Genomic DNA, 26,989 nt, shown 5'->3' with positions numbered 1-26,989 from the left:
TCAGAAGAGTGAGACATCCTGTTGATCCGCGACGGCGGACCGCTGCAATCCTGATAATCCTGTCAAAAAATCTGTACCTACTTATTTTCTCCTTCTGCCATGACGCCTTCGATGTCTTCGCAATGCCACATCCGCTGGCGGCGGGCGGTGGGGCGGGTGGTGGTTTGGCCACCAGCTTTGGCCTGTATCATCTTCTGAATCAGGCGGGCGCGTTCGGCCTGCATGGCGGTGCGGTTCTGCTCGTCGCTGGTTTGGCTGTAGTAGATCGCGCCGTCGATGATGGTGTAGTCGGGGCGGGCGTAGATGGAAAGGGGGTGGTTGTTCCAAAGCACCAGGTCGGCGTCTTTGCCGGGCCGGATGCTGCCCATGTGGCTATCCAGGTGCAGGAGTTTGGCGGGATTGAGCGTTACCATCTTCCAGGCATCTTCTTCCGAAATACCGCCATATTCCACCGTTTTGGCCGCTTCCTGGTTCAGGCGACGGGCCATTTCGGCATCATCCGAGTTGATCGACACCGTCACGCCTTCGCGGGCCATCAGGGCGGCGTTGTAGGGTATGGCATCTTTCACCTCCATTTTGTAGGCCCACCAGTCAGAAAACGTCGAGCCACCCACCCCGTGTTTGGCCATCTTATCGGCCACTTTGTAGCCCTCCAGAATATGGGTAAACGTGTTCACCTTGAAGCCCAGCGAGTCGGCCACGTGCATGAGCATGTTGATCTCCGACTGCACGTAAGAGTGGCAGGTGATGAACCGCTTCTTGTTCAGAATCTCGGCCAGCGCGTCCAGTTCCAGATCCCGGCGCGGAGCCACCAACGTACCGGCAGTCGTTGACTTTCCCTTGCTCTTCCCTCTCTGCTCTTCGCTCTTTGCTGTGTACTCCGCCCAGGCTTTGGCGTATTCTTTGGCACGGATGAAATGGTCCATATACACCTGCTCTACGCCCATGCGCGTTTGGGGGAAACGTACCCGATTGGCCTCGCCCCAGTTGGCCTGCTTCACGTTCTCACCCAGGGCGAATTTGATGAAGCCGTCGGCACCCTTAATCAGCAGCCCGTCAGCCGGTTCACCCCACTTCAGCTTCACCAGCGCCGACTGCCCGCCAATGGCGTTGGCCGACCCGTGCAGCAGTTGCGACGACGTAACACCACCCGCCAGCTGCCGGTAAATGTTTACGTCGTCGGGGTTGATGGCGTCAGCCATGCGTACCTCGGCGGTGCTGGATTGCGACCCTTCGTTGATCGAAAACAAGGCAATGTGCGAGTGCTCGTCGATGATGCCGTTGGTGAGGTGCTTGCCCGTCCCGTCGATGACCGAGGCTCCCGTTGGTGCCGTCAGGTTTTTGCCCACCTGCGCAATTTTTCCGTTCGTCACCAGCACGTCGGAGGTGGTCAGGATACCGTCTTTTTCGTTGGTCCAGACCGTGGCGTTACGAATGAGCATAGCCTGCGGCTGTGGTTTTTTGGCGTTGCCCATACCTACAAACGGGTACAGCAGCCCACCCATCGGGGTCTTTTTGGCCGTATCCGTTTTGGCCGTAGCGGCGGTACTAACAAACGGCTTGCTCAGCGTGGCTGACCAGGCAACAACCTGTCCACTAGCTAGTTGACCATCGCCTTGCAAGGTAGATCCGTTGCGGTAACCCGTGAGGCGGGTGAGGGCATTAGGCTGTTTTTTGTCCAGCGCTACCTGCATCGACACCAGGTTATTGTCAATGGCCACTTTGGGTGTCAGCTTGGTGGTGTCGTTGGCCATTATCTGGTAGTCTGGCTTATCGGGGTTAGTGCCCGTAATCAGCAGTTTCAGGGCTGCGGCGCCCGCTTGTGGCGTGATGTTCAGGTCGTAGGTACCCCGCAGATCGGCGATGCCGCGGTTGGCCAGGATGTATTGTTTCCCGCGAATCCAGTTCTCGTAGATCACGTTATCGGCCGCAAACAGGTTGCCCGACGTCACGATGAAATTGGCCAGTTTACCCACCGCCAAACTACCCAGCAAATCGTCGGCTCGGATGAGTTGGGCGGGGCGCGTGGTGAGAGCTTCCAGTGCCTGCGCTTCGGTGAGGCCGTTTTCGATGGCTTTGCGCACGTTGGCCATGAAGTCGGCGCGGGTTTTCAGGCCCGCACTAGTGAGGGCAAACGGAATACCCGCCTGCGCCAGCATAGCGGGGTTAGCGGGGGCCATTTCCCAATGCTTCATCTCGGCCAGCGACACATTATCCGCATCCCAGGCATCTTCTACGTCGTAGGCCTGCGGATAGCTCACGGGCAAAATCAGCGTAGCCCCGGTGGCCTTAATCTCGTCTATACGCTGATATTCGTCGCCACCGCCCCGAATAATGAACTGCCGCCCAAATTCGTCGCCAATGCGGTCGGCGCGGAGCACGCCGAACTTATCGCCTGCCTCGAAGAACGCGGGCAGGCCAGCAGCGCGGCTCAGGGCATCGAGCGACAGATTGGCCTGCTCGCCGGGGCCGGTTTTCTTGTACCAGTCGGCATCGTAAAATGCCTGCCGCAACACCGCCACCACACCCATGATCGAGTTGGGGTTGTTTTGCGTCGATGAGCCTTTGCTAAATGAAAAATGCTGGCTGAGACCATTGCGGAGGACCACGGTGTTTTCGCGGTCGTCGGCCAGGGTCACCAGCGTACCGTTGCCCCGCGCGATGCCGTCGTGGGCGTGGGTGAGCACCGCTCCGAAGCCCAGCTTGCGCAGTTCTTCGGCTTTGGCATTAACCACTTTAAACAGTTGCCCGGCATCGGTTTCGGGCTGAATGGCCTGATTCCAGTAATAGGGGCCTTTTTTGTTCGACTCCAGTTGGGGCGGGGCGTTGAACCCACCCGGTGCCCGCTTGGGCAGGTCGGGCATACCGTAGTCAGAGTCCAGGTCGATGAGGCCGGGGTAGATGCGCTTGCCCTGTAGGTTTATGACCACCGCCCCGGCCGGTACCGAAACGGCGTTACCAACGGCTTCGATCCGGCCATTACGAATCAGCAGCGTCGCGTTTTGGAGGGTAGTGCGAGGGTCGACCACAATGGTCGCGTTGGTAAAGGCGTACAGGTTTGGCCGTTCGTCATAGACACCGTTGCGCGGAAAAGTCGTTTGCGCCAGCGTTTGCGGTGCCCAACCCGTCAACATCGCCCAGGACAATAGCAGCCCGGTGATTAGTTGTTTTTTCATGAAAGAAGTGAGAATACATGTGAGCGAGAACCCAGCCCCAAATGTACTAAACCCACCAAACGGCGGGCTATACCCACGTTCTATAATTTATACGTGTCAGTGCGCTCTGTTCTCGCCACGGCCCAACTTATGACTACCGACGAAGCTAATCTGGCGGCTTGGCACACCTATTGTTAAGTATCCTTTTCGATCTCTCAACCACTACACGCTCTAGGGTAGGCAATCATTTGTGAGCCGATAATAGCCTTTCGACGGGTTATAATCGGGCATGTTTCAGTATGGCACATTAATTGTATACCTAAGAGAGTTACTTAGCCTTCTGTACATTTAATCCTTCTGCTATTATGCATATCTCTACGGTCAAAACGATTCGGGCACTGGCCTGGCTGGTAATCGGGTTGGTGTGTTGTACACTGCCTAGCTATGGACAGGCTATTTCTGGTACTGTTTTCCGGGATTTTAATGGCAATGGTATTTATGAAAGCATCCCGGCTTCGGGTACGTATGCCTATGGTGAACTAGGGGTGATGGGCGTCGTTGTTACGGCTTATCCAGCCACGGGTAACCCTGTTTCAGTTACCACCTCGGCTGTTGGTTCCTACACAATCACTGGTTTAAGCGGCCCGGTACGCCTTGAATTTACCAGTTTGTCTGTCGGCGATTTCGATGCGTTCGATGGTAGCAGTTCTAACACATCCGTTCAGTTTGTGACGGCAGGGGCTACGGCCAATTTCGGTGTAAACGCGCCAATTGATTACTGCCAGCCCGATCCTAAGCTGTTTATAAACTGCTATGTATCCGGTGCTTACGATGGCGCGGCCAAAGCAAACCACACGTTGGTCGGCCTCCAATACAGTTCAACAACAGACCCCGACGGTAACGTAAACGGCACAACAGCTGAGTCACCGACACCTTTTTCCGTAGGGCCTACTTACACACCTGCGAAGCCCACCCCGTCACCATTGGCTGATCATCAGTATATTGGTTCAACTTACGGACTCGCCTACAACCGACTATCTAAAAAGCTGTATGCGGCTTCGTACATCAAAGCGGGCACTAGCCTCGGGCCGGGTGAAAGCACGGGTGTGATCTATATCGTTGACCCTAATTCGGTTAACGCCACTGCATCCTACGTTGACCTGAACGCCGTATTTGGCGCGAACACAGCCGGTCCTAACCCCCACCCGAGTGCATCGACTGATTTCAAGGACCTCGGCGATTACAAGACCAACAAGGTCATTGGCTTGGTTGGCCTGGGCGACCTAAAGATTTCAAACGATTTCAGTACCCTGTATACGGTTAACCTCTATGACCGGTCACTGTATAGCATCCCAACCACGGGAGCCCTAACAACGAACACCATTCAGCGCTACGCCATCCCGACAACGGGCTTGTCGACCACCGCAGGTACGTGTCCAGTCGGCGACGTTCGCCCCTTTGGTCTGGGCATCGACAAAGCAGGTGTAGTATATGTGGGCGCGGTCTGTTCAGCTTCGTCCGTATCTACCGGGCAGGACCCCGTTACAAACCCAGGCTCTAACTATCTGACTGGTTACGTCTGGAAATTTCAGGCGGGTACGTTTACCCTAGTGATGAGTGGCGCGCTGAATTTTGATCGGAATAATGGTGGTTACACCACGTTCGACAACCACATTGATGCTAGTCCAGTATACGATTTGGACTGGGAACCATGGTCTGATTTAAGCACACCCGGCATTTACGATCAACCAACGGCCGCTCAAAATGAGCCTATGCTGTCAGGAATTGCGTTTGACGATAAAGGCGATATGATTCTTGGCTTCCGGGACCGTCTGGGCGACTGCGTCATTCTATACAAAGGTTTCACTTCAAGCGGTGATATTCTCAAAGCCTGTAAGAATGGAAGCGGCACCTGGACACTTGAGAACAACGCTACCTGTGGCTCAGAAACTACGGTTGGTCAAAACAACAAGCAGGGTCCGGGTGGCGGCGAATTCTTCTACGCCGACATTCAGGGTGATGGTCTGCCCAATAGTGGTACCGGTGGGGTGTTTGTTCTGCCAGGTCACACGTCGGTACTGTCTACAGCTACAGACCCCGTTTATTTAAACAGCAGTGGCGCCCCCATTTTTGCACCCAACGCGGGAGGTATTCAGAGCTACAACACAAGCACGGGCGCACTAACCGGTGCGTTGAATTTATATGAGACGCAAGAAGTAGCTACGTTTAGTAAGGCGGCGGGCGTTGGAGTTATTGCAGCCGCCTGCGACCTCGCTCCTATTCAAATTGGGAACCGGGTCTGGAAAGATCTTAACGACAATGGTGTTCAGGACCCCAGCGAACCACCCCTGGCAGGCATTGCTGTGACCCTAACCGGCCCCGGACTATCCGGCACCGGCGTTACCGTGACAACCAATGCCAACGGTGACTACTATTTCTCGAATGCAACCGGCACTAATGCTACTGGTTTCGTGTACAGCTTGACAGGGCTTATTAGCGGTGGTGCCTACACCCTCACCTTTCCAACCAGTGCCAGTGCCGGAGCATTATTACTCAGTAGCAAACCCAACACGGCCACAGGCCCCAATGCCGATGCCATCGACACCGATCCCAACGCAGCGGGCGTAGTTAGCTTTACGCTGGCACAAGCAGGCCAGAACAACTTTACTTACGATGCTGCCTATGCTGCTGTGCTACCCTGCTCACTAACTACCTCCGTAAGAAGCACGTCTTGCAACCCGGCCACGAACCAGTATTCATCTACGGTGAGCGTAACACTGACCAACCCTGTGGCTGGTACCATTACCCTTACCGATGGCCCCCGCAGCCTGACCCTCACGGTGGCGGCCAACACTAGCGGCGTAACGGGCACCTTCAACAACATTCCCTCTGACGGGACCACTCACATCGTATCGGCCTCGCTGGCAGGTTGCGGCTCGGCTACGGCTACCTACACAGCTCCTGCAGCCTGCTCGGCGGTAGCTTCTTGTTGCGTTAACATTCTTACCAATGGAGGGTTCGAGACAGGAACGTTCACCTCAAACACTACACTGGCCGGCTTACCAGCGGTGAGCACCAATGGGCTCATTTTACCCGAATGGCAGGGCTTTGACACCCCAGGCTACTGGTTTAAGTACCCAAACAATAATAAGGCGCTGTGGTTACAGGAGGCGGCCGCTAACAGCACGGCTGCTAACTGCGCTCGCTACGAAATACCTGTCAGCACTTGTTGGCAAGTAGGCCACACATATCAGGTTTGTCTGAAAGCCGCCGCCTTTAACCCAACCAACTCAGCAGGCGGTTCAACGGTCTTTACCGCCGAAATGGAAACTCCCTTCCGCTCTCTTTACAGTCAGACCCTAAGCACGAACGGAGCCACCAACAATGACATCAATAACCTAAACTGGACCAGTATATGCTTCAGTTTCACGCTACAGGCGGGTGATGACAAGTTTTATATTAGTGTAGCCAAAGGAACTAATGCCAATCCTACCATAGGAATTGTCATGGATGATGTTGTCATTATTGACAAAACGGTGTGTTCAACCTGCACGCTTGCGGCGACAGCTACGCCTACAATCTGTAACTCAGCCACTAATCAATATACGGTCAATGGCACCATAAGCCTGACCAGTACATCGGGTGGTACGGCTACCATCACCGACGGCGCCATAACCACAACGGTACCAGTAGCTGCGTCGGCTACGTCAGTGGCCTACTCACTCACAGGTCTGACAGCTGGCGTCGCCAGCCATACTGTTACAGTAAGTTTGCCTGGCTGTGGCTCGGCTACGGCTACCTACACGGCCCCGGCCTCCTGCTCGGTGGCCCCTCTCTGTTCGCTGAGTGCCCTGGCTACGGCTGGCACCTGCAACACGGCCACCAACCAATATTCGACCACCGTGGTCGTGACGGTGACCAACCCCGGTAATGGGTCGGTGAGTATTACCAACCAGGGCATCACCCAAATCTTATCGACCTCGGCGGGTTTTAGTCAGAACACGCTGACGGCCGTCTTCAACAACCTAACGTCCAACGGACAGCCCTACTCTATATTAGTTAGTTCAGCCACCTGCGGTTCAGCTACGGCCACCTACACAGCTCCCGCAGCCTGTAGTCAAACGGCTAGTTCACCCACATTTGCGTTGGCTAAAACGGTGGACCTCAAACAGGTGGAGAAGGGCGGTATTGTCACTTACACCATCTCCTTGACTAACACCTCTCCTACTACCGCTACTGGCCTGGCCCTAACCGACCAACTCAGCTCATCGGCCGTTACCCTCATTGGCAGTGCCACGGCCTCAGTGGGCAGCTTTGCTCCTGGTAGCAACGGCGGCACCTGGAACATCGCCAGCCTGGCAGGGGGCCAAGTAGCTACGCTTACCCTGCGGGTGCAGCTCAACGAAGAGGGCATCACCTACAACACCGTCACGCTGCCCGGTCAGCAGACAGCCACTACCTGCGTGAGTGTACCCGCTCATGTGTGTGCCAATGAGACCTTCCAGTTTGACCTGACGGCCCCCGCCAGCTACTCGACTTACCAGTGGACCAAAAACGGGGTTATTATTCCCGGAGCCACCAGCAGCACCTACAGCGTGACAGCCGTGGGTGAGTACAGCGTGCAGGCTACCAGCCTGGGCGGCTGCCCTGACGGCTCGTGCTGCCCCTTCATCGTGGTGGCTGACCCCGCCCCGAGCCTGACGGCCGTCGCTGTTTCGGCCCGATGCCTGGGGCAAACCCCGCAGGCCGATGCCGCCATTACGCTGGTGGGCAGCAGCAGTGCCGCCGTGAGCTACAACATCACCAAAGGAAGCAGCTTCACGGCCGCCACGCCCCTGTTTGCTCAGCCCCAAAACCTCTCAGCCGTGGTAGGTGGGGTACTCATCGGGGGGCAGGCTAACCCTGCCGTAGCCCAGGATTACACCATTCGGGTCTACTCGGCCAACGGCTGCTTCTCCGATTCGGTGGTGACCATTCTGCCTACGCTCTGCGCTTGCCCACCTGATCAATGCGCCCCGTTTGTGGTGAAGAAAACCAAGTCGCAGGGCAGGCCCGTAGCACCATAATTCAGAACCTGCCAAGCCGTCTGGGACGGTCACTGGCACATGTACAATACGCAACTACCCGGTCTATGTACCGGGCAGTTGTTATTAAGTAGCCTAGTGTCAACTGGGTGCTCTGCCTTTCTACTCCTTTACAGCCGACGACTAATTTGGGCGTGGCATGAAAGTTGCCCGTTTTTGGCACGTGCGCTACTTAACCAATTAGTACCTGACCACTTACCTAGTATGAAACGAAACGATATACCGTCATCCATTGCCAGTCAAGGTTTTTGGCACTGTGTCTTCCTGTTACTGCTGACACTACTTGCAGGCCTGGTTGGCATATCATCCATTCGGGCACAATCCATTTCCGGTACGGTCTTCCGCGACTACAACTCGGATGGAACGTATAAACCAACAGACGTTGCCAGCAACGCTTACCCAGCGTCTGTAACGTATACCTACGCTGAAATTGGCATTCCGGGGGTGGTCGTTACCGCCTACCCAGCCACTGGTGCTCCTATATCGGCAACCACCAACGCGGCGGGTGTCTATTCGCTGGCGGCACCGGCTGGCCCCTACCGGGTTGAGTTCAGTTTTCCGGCTTCGTCGGGTGATCGGAGTAGTTTCCACGGTACCAACAGCGGCACGTCGGTGCAGTTTGTGCAGAGTCCGGCCACTACCGTCGACTTTGCCCTGAACTACCCAACTGACTATTGCCAGGCCAACCCCGATCTGGCTACTAACTGCTACTTGTTTGGCGATCAGGTCAATGGCCTCAACAAGGACAGTGACGTACTGGTCTCGTTTCCCTACAACGCAGGCAGCCGGTCTATAGCCACCAACACAGGCATTTATGATTCACCCGCATCGCACTCGCTGGTAGTGTCGGCCAAAAAAATTGGGGCCACCTTCGGGCTGGCTTATGCACGGCTCACGCAACGCCTGTTTGTAGGGTCTTATTTCAAAAAACACGTGGGTTTTGGACCGGGTGCCGACGGCGTAGCCTCCACCACGGTGGCCCTCTCAGCCGATGACCCAGGGGCGGTGTATGTCGTTGACCCCGCCACAAGCAACGTGGTGCAGACCTTCACCGTACCCAACGCTACGAGCAACCAACACGACTACACAGGCTTCAACCGCGATAAGGGCGACGCTTCCTGGAACGCGGTCGGTAAATCGTCGTTGGGTGGTATCGCCATATCCGACGATGAAACCAGGCTGTTTGTGATGAACCTGGAAGATCGGAAGCTGTATGCGCTGAACACCACCACCGGGGCCGTGCTGGGCAGTCAGTCTGTGCCATTGGCCTTGCCGGGTTGCCCTACTGCCGGTGATGCCCGCCCCTTTGCCGTAGAAACCTACCGGGGCAAGGTCTATGTGGGCATCGTCTGTTCGGCAGAGAGTAGTTCGCTCACCTCCGATTTGCAGGCTTACGTCTACACCGCAGACCCTACCACGCTGGCATTCAGCAGCAGCCCCGTCTTTCAGTTCGACCTTGACTATACCCGCAACAAAGCCGCCAGCACCGGTACGGCCCTGTGGCAACCCTGGACGTCGAGCTTTATTAATATCGCCAACAGCGCTAACCGCCTGATCCACCCCATGCCGATGCTGACAAGTATTGCGTTTGACAATGGCGACATGGTCATTGGCCTCCGCGACCGCATCTCGGACATTGCCGGGAACAACGCGCTGGACAACCCGGCCAACGCAACCCTGTATCAGGCCCGAATTGCCGGCGACGTGTTGCGGGCCAGCGGTAACCCTGTTAGTGGCTGGACGTTGGAAAATGCGGGGCGCAGCAATGGTAATGGCACCTCAGTGACAGGCACCAACCAGGGGCCAGGCGGAGCCGAGTTTTATCACGGCGATTCGTACCCGATCTCATCCAGCGTTACCGGCACTACCACCTACACAGCCCTCAACGCTTTAGGCGTAGCCACCACCTACAACATCATTCAGGGGGCCAGCACCGTTGGTCCTACTTCCTTCACCAACAATCCGAGCGGCATTCAGGGATTCGGCCTGAACCACGACGAAGTGTCGCTGGGTACGGTCGTGCAGGTTCCCGGCTTTACCGACGTAGTCAACGCGGCGTATGACCCTGTGCTTGACAATGGCGGCGACGGTTTTCACGATGCCGGGGTGCGCTGGTATAACAACACCACCGGCCAGTGGGTACAGTCGTACCGGCTCTATGCCGGTGATGGAACCACCCAGGCGGGCGGCGAGGCGCAAACCAACTTTGGTAAAGGGGGCGGCCTTGGCGACCTGATTGCCCTGTGCGCCATGCCCCCCATTGAACTGGGCAACCGCATCTGGTTCGACAAAAACCGGGATGGTATTCAAAATCCAGACGAACAACCCATTGCCGGGGCTACCGTAACGCTCTACGATGCCACCGGCACCAATGCCCTCGGTACAGCCATTACCAACGCCAAGGGCGAGTATTATTTCTCGTCGGTAGCCCAGCCGGGTAGTACGCTCAGCACGTCGCTGACTTACAACACAAACTACAAACTGGTGGTCACCAACCTGGGTAGCAGCAGCGTGGTTACAAGCAATTCTCTGGCGCTGTCGTCGCTATCACCCGTTACTCCCGGCGAAAGCACGTCGGTTAATTCGGGCACCAGCGTACGTAACAACGATGCAACCCTTATTGGCGGCAAACCAACGATCAGTGCCCAAACCGCTGGCCCAGGGGCTTCGCCTGCCAACCATACCTACGACTTTGGCTTTGCCGAAGTACCACCCTCTTATGCGATCAGCAAAACAGTCAGTGCCAACCGTGTCGAGAAAGGCGGCACTGTTACCTACACCGTTTCGCTGACCAACACCAGCACCACGCAGGCCACCAGTGTAGTTGTGACTGATGCATTCAGCACCAGCAGTGGGCTGAGCATTATAGGAAGCTCAACAGCCTCGTCCGGCACGTTCGTTGCGGCTGCTACAGGAGGCACATGGACCATTCCGACCCTCAATGGCGGGCAGGTAGCTACACTTAGCTTCCAGGCCCAGGCCAATCAGGAAGGGATAGCCTACAACACCGCTACTGCCCCAGATGGCACCACGGCTACGGTATGTACCAGCATACCCGCCCACGTCTGCGCCAACACGACCTTCCAGTTTGACCTGACGGCACCGGCCTCCTACTCCACCTACCAATGGAGCCGCAACGGTGTGATCATTCCAGGAGCCACCAGCGCTACCTATAGTGCCACTGTTGCTGGTGAGTATACCGTAGCTGCTGTAAGCAACGGCGGTTGCCCCGACGGCTCGTGCTGCCCTTACATCATTGTTGAAGATCCCGCGCCGAGCCTAACGGCCGTTGCTGTCTCAGCCAGTTGCGTCGGTCAGACTCCACAGGCCAACGCAGCCATCACGCTGGTGGGTAGCAGCAGTGCCGCCGTGAGCTACAACATCACCAAAGGAAGCAGCTTCACAGCCGCCACACCTTTGTTTGCCACGCCCCAAAACCTCTCAGCTGTGGTAGGCGGGGTACTCATCGGTGGGCAAGCCAACCCCACCGTAGCGCAGGCCTACACCATCCGGGTCTACTCGGCCAACGGCTGCTTCTCTGATACGGTAGTGACGATTCTGCCCACCATCTGCGCCTGCCCACCGCCACAGTGCCTGCCGATTGTGGTCAAGAAAGTCCGCTCGCAGGTAGGTCCGTAGCCTCCTGAATGCTATTCGGCAAGGACTAAAAAAGCGTAGCCCCAGTACAACGTGTGAGTTGTGCCAGGGCTACGCTTTTTTAGTAGCAATGTTGGAAGTAAAACGGCGGCGGCTGACGCTTACTTAGAACGAATAGCAGGCACAGAAAACACCCCAACAGCCCCAAACCGTCAACTTTACTATGCACCACCAACTTACCCGCCTACTTGCCTGGGTTGGCCTTTTGGCCACCGTTGGCCAGCCAGTATTATCGCAACCTAAAGCCGTCGGTGTGTTCGATGGTCAAACAGACGTCGGTGCCGTGCTTCATGCGGGATCGGCGGCTTTTGCTCCCGCCGGGCAAACGTACACCCTTAGCGGTGCGGGCACCAACATTTGGGGCACTGCCGATGAGTTTCATTTTCTCTGGAAACGAATCAAGGGAGATTTCATAGTATACACGCGCGGTAACCTACTGGGCAAAGGCGTTGACCCCCACCGGAAGATCGGTTGGATGGCTCGTACCAGCCTCGACGCCAACTCGGCGCAGGTAAACGTCGCCGTGCACGGCGACGGCCTCACGTCGCTGCAATTCCGGCGCACTACCGGGGGCATTACGGAGGAAAACCGCGCCACCATGACCGGGGCCGACGTGATTCAGCTGGAACGGCAGGGCAACACCTTCACCATGCGGGTGGCCAAGTTCGGGCAACCGTTTGAGGTGCGCGAGGTGGCTAACATCGACTTGGGCGATGACGTGTACGTAGGCTTGTTTATCGGGTCGCACAACAAAGACGTAGTGGAGCAGGGGCTATTCCAAGACGTGCGCATCAGCGTGCCTGTGAAGCCCGACGTACCAGCCGGACAGATGAAACTGGGCAGCCGACTGGAGTTGATGAACATTGCCACCGGCAGCCGCGAAGTGGTCTTCACCGCCCCCAACTCCATCCAGGCACCTAACTGGACCTTAAACAATAAGTCTCTGATTTACAATAGCGAAGGACTTATTTACGCCTTCGATCTGCGCAGCCGGAAGGCCAATGTGGTGAACACAGGCGACGTAAAAAACAACAATAACGACCACGTATTGGCCGCCGACGGCAAGACTATTGGCCTGAGCAGTGGCGTTTCGGCGTTGGGCGGGTCCATTATTTATACCATGCCACTCACGGGCGGAACGCCCAAACAGGTCACGCCCAAAGGCCCGTCGTACCTACACGGCTGGTCGCCAGATGGCAGGGATCTGGTGTTTTGCGGGTCGCGCAATGACGAATATGACGTGTATAAAGTGCCCGCAGCGGGTGGCCCCGAAGTACGGCTGACCGATGCCAAAGGCCTGGACGACGGCCCGGAATATTCGCCCGATGGCAAGTACATCTACTTCAACTCAAATCGCACGGGCACCATGCAGATCTGGCGCATGAAACCCGATGGCACCAACCAGGAAGCCGTAACCAACGGCGATTTCCACGACTGGTTCGCGCACATTTCGCCCGATGGGAAGTGGATGGTGTTTCTCTCGTTTCTGAAAGATGAAGTGAAACCCGGCGACCACCCACCCTACAAGCACGTCTACATCCGGCTCATGCCCGTCACAGGCGGGCAGCCCAAAATAATTGCTTACCTCTACGGCGGGCAGGGGTCTATCAACACCCCGTCGTGGTCGCCCGACAGCAAGCGCATTGCCTTTGTGAGCAACACCGACGCCAGCGTGATCAGCCCGGTAGAAGTGGCGCGGAAATAAGAAGTCATTAGGCTTCGCCGTTATTCGCTTCGCTGTCATTAGGTCATTGGTGGCTGGATACAACCAATGACCTAATGACAGCGAAGCGAATAACGGCGAAGCCTAATGACTTCTTACTTAATCAATCTCGCGCCAGGTAGAGATGGGTGCCAGGTCAACGGCGGGCAGTGGTGCTTCGGCGGCGTGATCAATAGGCACACCAGCCGTGGCAGTACCAACGCCTTCGGGACGGGGGCCACGGTTGCGACGGCGGTTTTTGCGGCGCGGTTTAGTTGCCCCTTCGTCGGTGGTTTGGCCAGTCGGCACACCTGCCTCCGCACCATCGGCCAATGCCTCAATGGCTCCATTGGTGGTGGCTTCGGTTGGGTTAGCTGCCTCGCCTTCTGGGCGCGGACCACGACCCCGACGACGTTTATTCCGGCGACGGGTGCCTTCATGGCCCGGCTCAATAGACGTAACTACCTGACCTTCGGGCAGTGCAACGACGTCACTTGTTTCACCGTCAGCTAACGGGGTAGCTACCGAGGCAGGCTGAGCCAGCCGGGCGGGTGCATGGCGATCACGACCTCCTTCGCGGTGGTTGCCATCGCGGCCACCTTCCCGACGGCCACCCTTGCGGCTATCGCGCCCACCCCGACCATTACGGCCATTGTCGCGCCCCCGGCTGAACGGCCCAGGCTCATCTTTTTCACCCGCCACCGGCCCCGGACCAAAGCCCAGTTCTTCGGTAATCGATAGCCGGTCAAGCTTGCGTTCGATGAGTTTTTCAATCCGGCCCAGCTTGTTCATGTCGGCCTCGTTCACAAACGTGATGGCAATGCCGGTGGTGTTGGCACGGGCCGTACGACCAATGCGGTGTACGTAGTCTTCGGCGTCGCGCGGCACGTCGTAGTTCACTACGTGGGTGATGTTGTCTACGTCGATCCCCCGCGAGAGCACGTCGGTGGCCACCACAATCTGGAGTTGCTTGTTTTTGAATTCGCGCAGCACGGCCTCGCGCTCTTCCTGTTCCAGGTCTGAACTAACGCCCTTGGCCACGTAGCCCCGCTTGGCCAGCGCCCGCACAATGGCGTTTACTTCCGACTTCCGCGATGTAAACAGCACCATGCTCTCTACCTCCATCTGCCCCATCAGGTGCTCCAGCAGGGGTAGTTTCTGGTGGTCTTTGGCCAGGTAAATCCGCTGGTCGATCCCCGCCGCGGGCTTCGACACCGACAGCCGAATTTCTTCGGGCTGATTCAGAATCTGCGCCGCAAACGACCGGATTTTGGCGGGCATGGTGGCCGAAAACAACAGCGTTTGCCGATTCGTGGGAATCGTTTTCACGATCTTCAGAATATCGTCCGAAAAGCCCATGTCGAGCATCTTGTCGGCTTCGTCGAGCACCAGGTAGTTGAGCTTGTCGAAGTTGACGTAGCCCATCTGCATGTGCGCGATGAGGCGGCCCGGCGTGGCAATGATGATGTCGGCACCCGTTTCGAGGGCCTTACGCTGCTTGTCCCAGTCGTCGCCTTTGCCACCGCCGTAGATGGCGATGCTCGTGGCCGAGACGAAGTAGCTGAAGCCTTCTACCTGGTCGTCAATCTGTTTGGCCAGTTCGCGCGTGGGCACCAGCACCAGCGTACTGGTGTGGTCGTGTTCGGCGTGGGCAATCTTGTCGAGCAGGGGGATGAGGAACGCCGCCGTTTTGCCGGTGCCGGTCTGGGCGCAGGCGATGAGGTCTTTTCCGTCCTGAATGAGGGGGATGGCCTGCTCCTGAATGGGCGTGGCCTGTTTGTAATTCATGGCCTCGACACCCGCCCGGAGGTCATCGTGGAGGCTAAATTCCTGAAAAGTCAAGGTAACAGCTTGGTAAAGTGAATAGGATGCTGACCTTTTCTTCCCGGCCAGCTAACCGCTTGATTATGAAACAAAGGTAAGCCAAAAGCCGTTCCGGTGCCATTGCTGACTACTTACAAAGGCCGTAGCTTCGACTAATCAAGCGTGTCTATAGAATTTGGTAGTTTTAAACAGCGCTATTGCACAGAGTTAGGGTAAGCACGTATGGCATCTTTTTCGGCGTATTTGGAAGTGGGCGGCAACCGCTATCCACTAACGTACTACGACCTTTTTATTCACCAGCAAACTGACATGCTGGGCCGTCCCGCTTCGCTCACCCAGGGCGGCACCATCACGGTGGAATTACATTCGCCGCCCCAGACCGACACAGTCCTCATCGTCTGGATGCTCTCGCCCACGAAGCAGCACGATGGCTTTGTCCATCTTTACCGGGAAGATACTAAGGCGAAGTTCAAGACCATTTCGTTTTTTAACGCCTACTGCGTTGACATGGGTACGGTCCGCCGCTGCGGTGCATTTCTCGGCCACCGGGTCGGGACCCATGCTGATGACCATCGTCATTTCCCCTCAGCGGGTGGCTGTTGGGGCGGTAGTGCATGACAACAACTGGCCCGTCGAAAGCCACGGGGCAGGCATCACCCATACCCCGCCTACCCTGCCCAAGGAGCCGAGTGCGCTCAGCGAAGGCCTGCACTCGGTGCTCGATGTGGTGGGCATGATCCCCGTAGTAGGTGAACTAGCCGACGGGGCCAACGCCCTAATGTATGCCGCCGAAGGCAACTACGCCGAAGCAGCTATAGCCGCTGCCGCTATGATACCAGTTGTTGGTAATCTAGCGACAGGAGCTAAATTTATGAGGAAAGGGTCTAAGGCATTAAAAGCCTTTTTGAAAAACGCGGGATCTTTAACCAAAACAGACATTTTGCAGCATGTGCAAAAAAATGTTCCCTCGCTCAAACTAAAAGGAAAAAGTCCCGATGGTCGTTTTTTCGAATTTGTTGACTCGCGGGGAACCACTCGCCTAAAAATTCATCCACCAGACAAAGTAACACCGTACGATCACATCCATATATACAATCGAAGGGGTCAACCACTTGACGCCAATCTTCAAATTGGTGACGCTAAAAGTGCTGACGTACACATCAAAATTAATCCATGAAAACATTAACCGATTTAAACTTAATTAATTTCTCTGATTGTCCTGTTCACAACATGACTATCAGCTTACCAGGTAAAGAGCTACAAGTAGTTTTTGACTATCTATATATCAACACAAACAAGCAATGGGAAGCGGTTGATCAGTTGGCATTAACGATCTCAAACTGGCAGGAGTTAATTGTCGATCTATTTCAAGATAATGTTTGGAAAACATTAGACCTTGATCGTCCTGAGACTTTCAAGGAAATTCATGAAATAGTATACCAAGAAAACGGATTAATTGTTGAAGGTTTTTCAGCCCAAAGTGGCTATTGGTTGAGATATACATTCAAAGGCTATAGCATTCATATTGCTGTCAACACATACACGACAGTTAAAAGCTAGTTTTATTTGTTAACAACCTCATCGTAAAATTCCCGATTCGGTGGCGGTATAGCGAATAACCCTAGCAAACACGCTACCATCCTACCCCACATACCCCGCGTCGGTTTGGTGGAGCAGGGCCAAAGTAGTGAGCGTGTCGAGAAGGGACTGGAAGACAGTGGCTTTGATTCGGCCAAACCTACTGCTTCAAGACCTTAAACTGACTCAACCGCCCGTCTTGTTCGGCCGTCAGGATGTATAGCCCGTCGGGCTGCTGACTCAGATCCATTCGGTGATTGAGCTTGCCTTGCTGCACGCCCCCCACCGACGTCAGTATCAGCTTACCCAACTCCGTGTGCAGCGTAAAGGCCACGTCGCCCTGGCCTGCCATTTCGCCCTCAATCTGAAGGCCGCCAGCTGTGGGGTTGGGCCAGGCCCGCACCTGCAACGGTAAAGCAGGTTCGGTAGCCAGCAAAACCGAAACGGTGATAAGTGTAGAGCCAACTACATTCCCCCGACCACAATAAAGATCATAAACAGCCGTAAGCCGAAAGTCAGTTGTCGAATCCGGCTTTACTGTGAAAGTGGCAGGGCTTTGGTTGATGTTATATAGCATCGCTGTCTCGGTTTGCCCCGGATAAATTAGCCTCCAGGGCGGCGAACCCGTTAGGGCTACCGATAGACGAGCCGAGTCATTTTTAAAAACAGACACAGCGCCTGTGAGCGTAGCCGTGGATAGCTGCCTAAGCCGTAGACTCGCCGATTCCGATGATTTATCATTTAGTAAGGAAGCGCCCAGATGAGCAGGGCTGCTTGACCCAACCTGAAACACATAGTTGTCGCTATCGGGTAAATCGGTGGGCATAACGACATACCTGTTTGCAGCCGGTTTATCTGGCAGGATTATCAGTGGCAAGGTTCGCAGCCGTTGGCCCTGCGCATTGGCGACGTAAGCAGTAAAGACATTGCCGGTGCTAAACGTGCCCGTCGTTAATAGGCCAACGAGGTAGGTTTGCCCGGCGCAGAATATGCCTTCATAGGCCGCCATCCGGGGAAAGATGGTCACGTTTGACGTGGGCAGGATGGTAACGGAAGCCACTCCCGACGCCTGACCTGGCCCGCACTGGTTAGCTACCCCAACTAGCGAGTAATTACCCGACTGCGTGATGGGCACCGGAATGGTAGCTGGCCCGGTAACGAGCGGAAAGTCAGTAACATACGCTTTATCACCGGTGGGTGTGGCAATTGTATAAGATAGCGGCCCGTTGATTGTGGTGTTGAGCACCAAATGCGGACTGTAATTTTCGTAGACAACCTTCGACACCGGCGAAAGCGTAAGACTTAGCGGCGTTTGCAGAAAAAACGTGGATGTTCGCTCTAACGTAACGGCGGGGGCCGATGCTTGACACTCAAGAATGTAAGTTCCGGCATGCATTGACGTGTTGAGCGAGAAAGAAAAAGTGCCGCTTGTGGCTGCCGTTTCAATCAACAATGTTCTTACCTGCGGAGGATACGTATCGACCAAATAAAACGAGAGCTTATTTGCCGTGCCAAAATCGCCCTCCGAAGCATACGTGACCGACACTTGGTCGCCTGAACAGTATAATGGCTTGTTGGTGAACAGCTTACTAAGCGCTGGCTTAACTGGTTGTGACCAACTAAGAAGCGGCACACACATGAATAAACAGAGCAAGAAGGGAGCGCGGTGGCTGCGCATAATGTTTTGTATTATAGCGTTTTGCAAGTAAGTATATATCTGGCACTCTTTCTCCCGTTCCTGCCTTCCTCCTTTCCTGCCTATCTTTGCACCCTCAAAAATTAACACCTTCGTAATGGCATCATCCATTCGCATTGCGCTCCAGAAATCGGGGCGCCTCAGCGAAGATTCATACCAGTTATTTAAAGCCTGCGGCATTCGGTTCGACTACGGCACAGGCAAACTCAAATCGGTCTCTTCCAACTTCCCCGCCGAATTTCTTTTCCTCCGCGACGACGACATCCCCGGCTACGTGGAAGACGGCGTGGCTGACCTGGGCATCGTGGGCGAAAACGTAGCTGTCGAGACCGGGCGGCAAGTGACCACCGTGCATAAGCTGGGGTTCTCGAAATGCCGCCTCTCTATTGCCATTCCGCGCGGTGACGCCTACAACGGCATCGGCGATTTGCAGGGGAAAAACATTGCCACCTCCTACCCCAACTTGCTGGGCAACTACCTGGCCGGCGAAGGCGTACAGGCCCATATCCACGAGATCAGCGGCTCAGTAGAAATTGCGCCAAGCATTGGTCTGGCCGAAGCCGTTTGCGACATTGTGTCGTCGGGAAGTACGCTGATGAGCAATGGGTTGAAAGAGGTAGAGACCATCTTCCGGTCAGAGGCCGTCATGATTGCCCATGCCAGTTTGTCGGCTGAAAAGCAGGCACTATTGGATCAACTGCTGTTCCGTATCAACGCGGTGCAGGCGGCCAAAAACAACAAATACATTGTGCTGAATGCCCCCAACGAGGCTATCCCGGCTATCTCAAAACTGCTGCCCGGCATGAAATCACCTACCGTAACGCCCTTAGCCACAGCGGGCTGGAGTTCGGTGCATTCGGTGATCAACGAGAACGCCTTCTGGGAAAATATCGAAGCCATCCGCGCCGCCGGTGCCGAAGGCATTTTAGTTGTACCTATTGAGAAAATGATTAATTAAAGGAGGAAGGGAGGAAAGGGAGAAAGGAGGAAAGGGATTGCCTGGCGTCAGCCACTCCCTTTCCTCCTTTCTCCCTTTCCTCCCTTCCTCCCCTCCCTTATGCAACTCATCCCCTTCCCCGCCCGGTCTGACTGGCACGGTTTATTGGCTCGGCCTATGCAGTCGCTGATGCAGATTGAGGCCGTAGTGGCACCCATTCTGGAACAGGTACGCACCCAGGGCGATACCGCCCTGATCGACTACGCCATGCGGTTTGATAACGTCGATCTGTCAACGGCGGGACTCGCGGTTTCGACTGACGAGCTTGATGCCGCCGAGGCCAGCCTGAGCGACGAACTAAAAGCCGCCATCCGGCAGGCGTACGCCAACATCCGGCTCTTTCACAAAGCGCAGCAGCAGCCCGTTCAGAAGATCGAGACCATGCCCGGCGTGACGTGCTGGCGTAAGAGCGTGGCCATCGACAAGGTGGGCATCTACATTCCCGGTGGCACGGCCCCGCTCTTTAGCACGGTGCTGATGCTGGGCGTACCGGCGCAGCTGGCGGGCTGCCGCGAGGTGGTGTTATGTTCGCCCAGCAACCACCCGGCCATCTATTTCGCGGCTAAGCTGGTGGGCGTGACCAAGATCTTCCGCATCGGCGGAGCACAGGCCATTGCCGCCATGGCCTACGGCACCGAGACCGTGCCGCAGGTATTCAAGATTTTCGGCCCTGGTAATCAATACGTTACTGCTGCTAAGATGCTGGTAGCCAAAGAAGGCATCGCCATCGACATGCCCGCCGGACCGAGCGAGGTAGCCGTTTATGCCGACGACACCGCCGTGCCCGCCTTCGTGGCTGCTGATCTGCTCTCGCAGGCCGAACACGGGGCCGACAGTCAGGTGCTGCTGGTGTCGACGAGCAAGAAGTTGCTGGCCTCGGTCAACCTCGTGCTCGACTCGCAGATGAGCCGCCTGCCCCGCCGCGACCTCGCCGCTAAAGCCATCGACAACAGCAAGGCTATTCTGGTGGACACCCACGCCGATGCGGTTGATTTGCTGAACCAGTACGCCGCCGAACACCTGATCCTGAGCGTAGCCAATGCCGAGGCCGTGGCCGACGAGATCACCAGCGCGGGGTCTATTTTTCTGGGCAACTACACCCCCGAATCGGCTGGCGACTACGCCTCCGGCACCAATCATACGTTGCCTACCAACGGCTATGCGCGGGCCTACAGTGGCGTGTCGCTGGATAGTTTCGTCAAGAAAATCACGGTGCAAAACATCACGAAGGAGGGCATCAAAAACGTGGGTCCGGTTGTAGAAATCATGGCCGAAGCTGAATCATTGGATGCCCATAAACGCGCTATAAGCATCCGGCTGGCGTCGTTAGAAGGGTAATACAATAACGCAATTCTGCCGTCAGCCAGTGCGCTAAAACGCCACTGAAAACTGTAAACTGAAGACTGTAAACTCCGTTTAATGCCCTACGAAACCACCATTGCCAGCCGCCTGAATTTGCCGGGGCGGTCTGTTGCCAATACCCTCCAGCTTATCGACGAAGGTGCCACCGTACCCTTCATGGCCCGCTACCGGAAAGAGGCCACTGGCGGACTGGACGAAGTGCAGCTCGCCGCCATTCGTGATCTGGCCGTGGCGCTGCAAGCCCTCGACAAACGCCGCGACGCCATCCTGAGCAACATTGCCGAGCAAGGCAAGCTCACGCCCGAACTGCGCCAGAAGCTCACCGCCGCCAACAGCCTTACCAAACTCGAAGACCTGTATTTACCCTACAAACAGAAGCGCAAAACCCGCGCTATGCTGGCCATCGAACGTGGTCTGGAACCCCTCGCCGACCGTATCTTCAGCCTCCGCGACCCTAGTCCAGAGCAGACCGCCCGTCGCCACCTCTCCGACGCGGTACCCACCCTCGCCGACGCCCTGCAAGGTGCCCGCGACATCATTGCCGAACGTATCAGCGACAACGCCGACGCCCGGCAGCGCATCCGTCTGCTGTTCGAGCGGGAGGCCATCGTGCGGTCGGTGGTGAAAAAGGGGAAGGAGACCGAAGGCCAGAAATACAAAGACTACTTCGACTTTGCCGAACCCCTCCGAAAAGTACCTTCACACCGTTTGTTGGCCCTGCGCCGGGGTGAAGCCGAGGGCATCCTGAACGTGGGCATTGCCCCCGACGAAGCCGCCGCCCTAGAACGGCTGGACCGGCAGTTTCTGGGCCTGAACTACGCCGCTGCAACTACGGCCAGTCAGGACCAAATGAGCCTGGCCATCAAAGACAGCTACAAACGGCTGCTGCGGCCCGCGCTGGAAACCGAATTTGCGGCCCTTTCTAAAGAGAAAGCTGACCTGGAGGCCATCCGTATTTTTGCGGGAAACCTCCGGCAGTTGCTGCTTAGCTCACCCCTGGGTCAGAAACGCGTAATGGCCATCGACCCCGGCTACCGCACCGGTTGCAAAACCGTCTGCTTGGATGCGCAGGGCAACCTGGTGACCCATACGGTGCTGAACCTGTTTGCGTCGGAAGGCGAAAAACAACGCGCCGCTCAGACCGTTTCGGCGCTGGTGAAACAGTATAAGATCGAGGCTATCGCCATTGGCAACGGTACCGCCGGGCGCGAAACGGAGGCCTTTATCCAGGGCCTGAACCTGGGCATTCCCGCGCTGATGGTGAGTGAACAGGGTGCCTCCATTTATTCGGCCTCGGAAGTAGCGCGGCAGGAGTTTCCTGACAAAGACGTGACCGTGCGCGGAGCCGTGAGCATTGGCCGCCGCCTGATGGACCCCCTGGCCGAACTGGTCAAAATAGACCCGAAATCAATCGGCGTAGGCCAATACCAGCACGACGTAGACCAAAACGACCTGAAAAAGAGCCTCGACGACGTGGTCGAAAGCTGCGTGAACCAGGTGGGGGTCTCGCTCAATACGGCCTCGGCGTCGTTGCTGCAATACGTGTCGGGGCTGGGACCGCAACTGGCCAAAAACGTGGTTGACTACCGGGCGCAGCACGGGGCGTTTGCGTCGCGGGAGCAACTCAAAAAGGTGCCGCGCCTGGGGCCAAAAGCCTATGAACAGGCGGCCGGTTTTTTGCGCATATCGTCGCCCACTAACCCGCTCGATAACTCGGCGGTGCACCCGGAGCGGTATGACTTGGTGGGGAAGATGGCCGCCGACCTGGGCTGTACCGTGGCCGATCTCATGCAAAAACCAAACCTGCGCCAGCAAATCAAGCCCGAACGCTACGTCTCGGCCTCGGTTGGCCTGCCCACCCTCACCGACATCCTGGCCGAACTCGCCAAGCCCGGCCGCGATCCTCGCGAGGCCCTAACTGTATTTGAATACGACAAGCGCGTGCAAACCATGGCCGACCTTCACGAAGGCATGGTGCTGAGTGGTGTGGTCACCAACATCACCGCCTTCGGCGCGTTTGTCGACATTGGCGTGAAGCAGGATGGTCTCGTCCACGTTTCGCAGATGGCCGACCGCTACGTTTCGGACCCTAACCAGGTGGTGCGGGTGCAGCAAACCGTACAGGTGAAAGTGCTGGAGGTCGATACCAACCGCAAACGTATTGCGTTAACCATGAAAATTGGATAGGTTGCAGCGTAAAGCCTACTCAGTTACTTCCAGTACCCCCACCCCACCCTACCCCATCGCCTATGCAACGGCCTCCCGTTCGCACGTCACTCATCCGGGTTTGCCTGTTGGCGGGCCTGATCACCGTTGGCGGGGCCTGTGCCTCGTCAAAATTCGTGGCCCCGGCCAGCCGTAGCGCGGTGAAGCGGACCACCACCAGCCGCAGTACCGCCAGCCGGTCGGGTAGCCGAACGGGCACCAGTGCCAAAACGGGCAGCACGTTGAAAGTGGTCAACTCAACTGTATACGTGAGTCAGTACGCCCGCGAGGTGATTAACCAGGCCCGCACCTACACAGGCACCCCCTATGTATCGGGCGGCAACACCTACGACGGCATCGACTGTTCGGGGCTGATCTGCGCGGCGTTTTCGTCGGTGGGGCTAAAGATGCCCCGCATCTCGTGGCAACAGTCGGAGGTGGGTTATGAGGTGGAAGTAGCCGAAATTCGGCCCGGTGATCTGGTCTTTTTCGTGCCGGAATCGGGCAAGGAGGGTTACGTCTCACACGCGGCCATCGTGACGGAAGTGCGCGGCCCCAACGACATCCGGTTTATCCACGCCTCCTCCTCTCGCGGCGTCCGCGAAGACAACCTCTACTCCACCTATTTCAAAGGCCGTTTCGTAAAAGCATTGCGACCATTCTGAAACAAAAAAGGCTCAATCTGAATCAGATTGGGCCTTTTACAATGAAGAGTGGAGAATATCGGAGTCGAACCGATGACCTCTTGCATGCCATGCAAGCGCTCTAGCCAGCTGAGCTAATCCCCCATTGCGGTTGCAAAGATGGGCTTTTTCGGGACGTTTGTCAAGCGCAGAGCCGAAAAAGACGTTGGATTTTGGACGATAGACACTGGACTTCCCGGCAACTATCTGGCATTCAACTACATTATTTGATTGATCTTCGCTTATAAATCCGAGGTCTAAAATCCAAAGTCCAACATCCAGCGTCCTTTACTGCGTATCCAGCATCTCGGCATCGGCCAGGATGTAGTTCAACTCGTAGATATTGTCGGCGTTCAGTTTCAGCGTGCCCCGGAACGTGCGGCGTTCGTCGGTTTTGAACTTCTTGCCTGGCTTCTTAAACTTCAGCGACACCACCGATTCGGGACCGGCCCCGCCGCAAAAGAAACAAGCCGAAAACGGAAAAGCCGACAGTACATATACGTTCGACTCGAGATCGACAGGCAACACGTAGCCGGTCAGTTCAACAGGTTTACCACTTAACTTCTGCACCGACTGACCAAACGTAGGATAAAGCATGTATACCGATTCCTCAGCATACCACTTCTTTTTAAAGGTAACATCGCGCAGCGACTCCCAAGAAAGTTTCACAGGGTCGGCTAAACGACTGTTGATCAACGAACTAGATGTAACCACCGCAGGCCGAAAGCTGGTTAAACCAACGCTAAGCAGACAGCATAACAGGATTAAACGGCGCATACTTAAGTAAGTTTTTTGAGGAACAGAGTAGTAAATCTACAAACTTTATTAGTTTTACTGATGCGAATGCGGGCAACCGACAGACGCGCCAATCCAACTCAACGACGAACCTTCTTCACCACTCCAGTGGCTACCTCAACGACAGGGCCGCTCCGGCTCACTAGGCTATATATAGCCACGCTTCTTGGATTGGCTGTTCTTCTGACCGTTGGTCAACTCATTACGCAGTGGCAGTTTGATAAGTTCCAGGACGAACTTTGGATCATCCGGTATACCGCGCTGCAACGCCATCAGAGCCAGCAGGTGGCTAAAAAGGCCCTTTTACTGTCCGATCAGCATGATCCTGCCGCATTTCGGCAGACGCAGAAAAGCCTGCAAAACACGTTCGAGACAATCAGTAAATACTACCGGCAGGGACAGCAGGGAATTCTGACCGAGCCTAGCCGAACCATTGCCAATAGCGACAGCGTAAAACTACTCTACCGGGCCGTGCAGCCCCATTTTGACGGTCTCCAGGCAGGTACTCGTCTGTTAACGGAGCTCCGCGGCCCCGATGATTTACGCACAGAAGCAGGACAGCGGGGGCTGAAGCTGATATTGGCTAATGAAACGGCTTTTCTGGAACGTATAGACGCGGTAGTGCGGCAATACACCCACGAGTTGCGGCAAAAGCTGGCCAGTCTTCAGCGGTTTGAGCAATACCTCTACCTGCTCACCCTGGCTATACTGACCGCCATTGCCTGGTTTGTGTATCGCCCCGCCGCCCGGCGTCTCCGCGAGGCAGTAGCCCAACTGGTGGCAGCCGAACAACGCACCACCGAAGCCAATCGGAAACTAACCTCGGTGAACACTTCGCTTAACAAAGCCCGGCAGCAACTGGTCGAGTCGGCTAAGCAACAGTTTCAGCTACAGATCAATGAGCAAAAATCGCGCACGGCTTACCTAGTGGCCGGACAGGAAGAAGAGCGCAAACGCCTCTCGCGCGAACTGCACGACGGCCTGGGGCAGATGCTGACCGCCATTAAGTTGCAAATTGAAGGGCTGGAAGGCAGGCTCGCCAACGGGGCGCCCGTAGAAACCAACCTGCAACCGCTTAAAAGCCTGATTACGCAAACCATTCAGGAAGCACGGTCCATATCTAACAATTTAATGCCCAGTGCGTTAAGTGACTTTGGGTTGATGCCTGCGTTGCGCGTACTGGCCGAACAGCATAACCGACTGGCCCCCGGCATGGTTACGTTAGAGGCCGACCGGTGGCTGATGGATCCCCATGCCGCACGGCTGGCCCAACCCGTTGAAATTACGCTGTATCGTGTTACGCAGGAGGCGCTCACCAACGCCATCCGGCACGGCAAGGCCACCCACATTGGCATTCATTTGTTTGAAAAAGATCAGTACCTGCACCTGAGTATTACCGACAACGGCGTGGGCTTTAAAACACAACGGCTGAGTAAAGAGCCACACGGACAGGGCGTACATAATATGCACGAACGTGTGAAACTGGTTAACGGGACGTTTAAATTAACCTCGGTGCCGGGCAAAGGCACCAAACTGAAGGTCAGCATACCCTATCATTCGCATGCATTAACTCACGATTATGATAAAACTAATGTTAGTTGACGACCACGCCATAGTGCGCGATGGTGTCCGTTTATTGTTGGAGCAGGGCGAAGGCCTGCAAATTATTGACGAAGCAAACGACGGCGAAGAGGCGCTGGAGAAGCTGAAAACCCACGCCACCGACGGCACCATGCCCGACGTGGTGCTGCTGGACATTTCGTTACCCGGTATGTCAGGCATTCAAACGGCGCAGCAGATCACCCGGCTATACAAGTCGGCGAAGGTGCTGATGCTGTCGATGCACAACAACGAAGACTACATCCTGCGGGCCGTAGAAGCTGGAGCCATTGGCTACATCCTGAAAGACTCGTCGAGCGATGAGATGATGAAGGCGATCAAGACCGTAGCTACCGGCGAGAAATACTTCAGTTCGCCCGTGGCCACGATTATCCTGAACGGCTACATGCAGCAGATGCGCAAAGACACGGGTACTGTGGCCAATGGCAAAACCCGCCGCTCGAAGCTGTCGAAGAAAGAGAAAGAGATTTTGAGCTACCTCATTGAAGGTCTTAGCAGCCGCCTTATTGCCGAAAAACTACAACTCAGCGTCCGCACGGTAGACAACCACCGCGCCAATATGATGCGCCGCCTACAGGTACGCAACGCCGCCGAACTAGTGCGGATGGCAGTGGAAGAAAAACTGGTTTAA

The 26,989-nt window shown here is 55.9% G+C and carries 16 protein-coding genes and 1 tRNA gene; 12 read left to right on the top strand and 5 right to left on the bottom strand.

All coding sequences use genetic code 11. The features are described from left to right. Positions 1-77 precede the first annotated feature (77 nt). Entirely contained in the window at positions 78-3,176 is a 3,099-nt protein-coding gene (locus J2I48_RS12080; protein WP_207335702.1) for an amidohydrolase family protein, read from the bottom strand. 344 nt (positions 3,177-3,520) lie between these two features. Between J2I48_RS12080 and J2I48_RS12075 the strand changes: the two genes are divergently transcribed. The 3 genes from J2I48_RS12075 to J2I48_RS12065 all read left to right on the top strand — a co-directional run bounded on the left by J2I48_RS12075 (position 3,521) and on the right by J2I48_RS12065 (position 13,601). Next, a complete protein-coding gene (locus tag J2I48_RS12075) occupies positions 3,521-8,221 on the top strand; it encodes an SdrD B-like domain-containing protein (RefSeq protein ID WP_207335701.1) in 4,701 nt (1,566 codons plus the stop codon). Between the two features lie 222 nt (positions 8,222-8,443). Continuing rightward, a complete protein-coding gene (locus J2I48_RS12070; protein WP_207335700.1) occupies positions 8,444-11,878 on the top strand; it encodes an SdrD B-like domain-containing protein in 3,435 nt (1,144 codons plus the stop codon). A 181-nt stretch (positions 11,879-12,059) separates the two neighbouring features. Beyond that, the gene (locus tag J2I48_RS12065; protein ID WP_207335699.1) at positions 12,060-13,601 is read left to right on the top strand and encodes a TolB family protein; all 1,542 of its coding nucleotides are present in this window, start codon (positions 12,060-12,062) and stop codon (positions 13,599-13,601) included. Positions 13,602-13,718: 117 nt separating this feature from the next. Here the strand turns inward: J2I48_RS12065 and J2I48_RS12060 are convergent, their stop codons facing one another. Beyond that, the gene (locus tag J2I48_RS12060) at positions 13,719-15,440 is read right to left on the bottom strand and encodes a DEAD/DEAH box helicase (protein ID WP_310587273.1); all 1,722 of its coding nucleotides are present in this window, start codon (positions 15,438-15,440) and stop codon (positions 13,719-13,721) included. A 204-nt stretch (positions 15,441-15,644) separates the two neighbouring features. On the opposite strand from J2I48_RS12060, the gene tssD reads away from it, so the two are divergent. The 3 genes from tssD to J2I48_RS12045 are packed head-to-tail and all read left to right on the top strand — an operon-like array spanning position 15,645 to position 16,982. Then, positions 15,645-16,040, top strand: a complete 396-nt coding sequence (gene tssD, locus J2I48_RS28455) for a type VI secretion system tube protein TssD (RefSeq protein WP_207335698.1) — start codon at positions 15,645-15,647, stop codon at positions 16,038-16,040. Beyond that, complete coding sequence (locus J2I48_RS28450) at positions 15,982-16,599, top strand: hypothetical protein (protein WP_207335697.1); 618 nt, start codon at positions 15,982-15,984, stop codon at positions 16,597-16,599. Before tssD ends, J2I48_RS28450 begins: the two co-directional genes overlap by 59 nt. Further along, entirely contained in the window at positions 16,596-16,982 is a 387-nt protein-coding gene (locus J2I48_RS12045; protein WP_207335696.1) for a hypothetical protein, read from the top strand. Before J2I48_RS28450 ends, J2I48_RS12045 begins: the two co-directional genes overlap by 4 nt. A gap of 178 nt (positions 16,983-17,160) precedes the next feature. Here J2I48_RS12045 and J2I48_RS12040 read toward each other — a convergent pair whose 3' ends face one another. Then, complete coding sequence (locus tag J2I48_RS12040) at positions 17,161-18,396, bottom strand: T9SS type A sorting domain-containing protein (protein ID WP_207335695.1); 1,236 nt, start codon at positions 18,394-18,396, stop codon at positions 17,161-17,163. A 397-nt stretch (positions 18,397-18,793) separates the two neighbouring features. On the opposite strand from J2I48_RS12040, the gene hisG reads away from it, so the two are divergent. The 4 genes from hisG to J2I48_RS12020 all read left to right on the top strand — a co-directional run bounded on the left by hisG (position 18,794) and on the right by J2I48_RS12020 (position 23,925). Beyond that, positions 18,794-19,654 carry an ATP phosphoribosyltransferase gene (gene hisG, locus J2I48_RS12035; protein ID WP_207335694.1) on the top strand — a complete coding sequence of 287 codons (861 nt, stop codon included), beginning with the start codon at positions 18,794-18,796 and terminating at the stop codon, positions 19,652-19,654. A 99-nt stretch (positions 19,655-19,753) separates the two neighbouring features. Further along, positions 19,754-21,031 (top strand): histidinol dehydrogenase, encoded by a 1,278-nt coding sequence (gene hisD, locus J2I48_RS12030; RefSeq protein ID WP_207335693.1) that lies wholly within the window; start codon positions 19,754-19,756, stop codon positions 21,029-21,031. An 81-nt stretch (positions 21,032-21,112) separates the two neighbouring features. Then, positions 21,113-23,242: a Tex family protein gene (locus tag J2I48_RS12025; protein WP_207335692.1), complete on the top strand. Its 2,130-nt coding sequence runs from the start codon at positions 21,113-21,115 to the stop codon at positions 23,240-23,242. Positions 23,243-23,304: 62 nt separating this feature from the next. Beyond that, complete coding sequence (locus tag J2I48_RS12020) at positions 23,305-23,925, top strand: C40 family peptidase (RefSeq protein ID WP_207335691.1); 621 nt, start codon at positions 23,305-23,307, stop codon at positions 23,923-23,925. 49 nt (positions 23,926-23,974) lie between these two features. Here the strand turns inward: J2I48_RS12020 and J2I48_RS12015 are convergent. Further along, a tRNA-Ala gene (locus J2I48_RS12015) sits at positions 23,975-24,048 on the bottom strand. A gap of 183 nt (positions 24,049-24,231) precedes the next feature. Then, complete coding sequence (locus J2I48_RS12010) at positions 24,232-24,720, bottom strand: DUF3299 domain-containing protein (protein WP_207335690.1); 489 nt, start codon at positions 24,718-24,720, stop codon at positions 24,232-24,234. 189 nt (positions 24,721-24,909) lie between these two features. Between J2I48_RS12010 and J2I48_RS12005 the strand changes: the two genes are divergently transcribed. Together J2I48_RS12005 and J2I48_RS12000 are read left to right on the top strand one after the other, a co-directional pair. Further along, positions 24,910-26,340 (top strand): sensor histidine kinase, encoded by a 1,431-nt coding sequence (locus J2I48_RS12005; protein WP_229376167.1) that lies wholly within the window; start codon positions 24,910-24,912, stop codon positions 26,338-26,340. Further along, positions 26,318-26,989: a response regulator transcription factor gene (locus tag J2I48_RS12000; protein ID WP_510186079.1), complete on the top strand. Its 672-nt coding sequence runs from the start codon at positions 26,318-26,320 to the stop codon at positions 26,987-26,989. The genes J2I48_RS12005 and J2I48_RS12000 overlap by 23 nt, the downstream gene beginning before the upstream one ends.

The organism is Fibrella aquatilis, from assembly GCF_017353255.1.
Classification (GTDB): domain Bacteria; phylum Bacteroidota; class Bacteroidia; order Cytophagales; family Spirosomataceae; genus Fibrella; species Fibrella aquatilis.
Note: the sequence above shows the minus strand (reverse complement) of the source record. Positions and strands in the feature narration are given on the sequence as shown.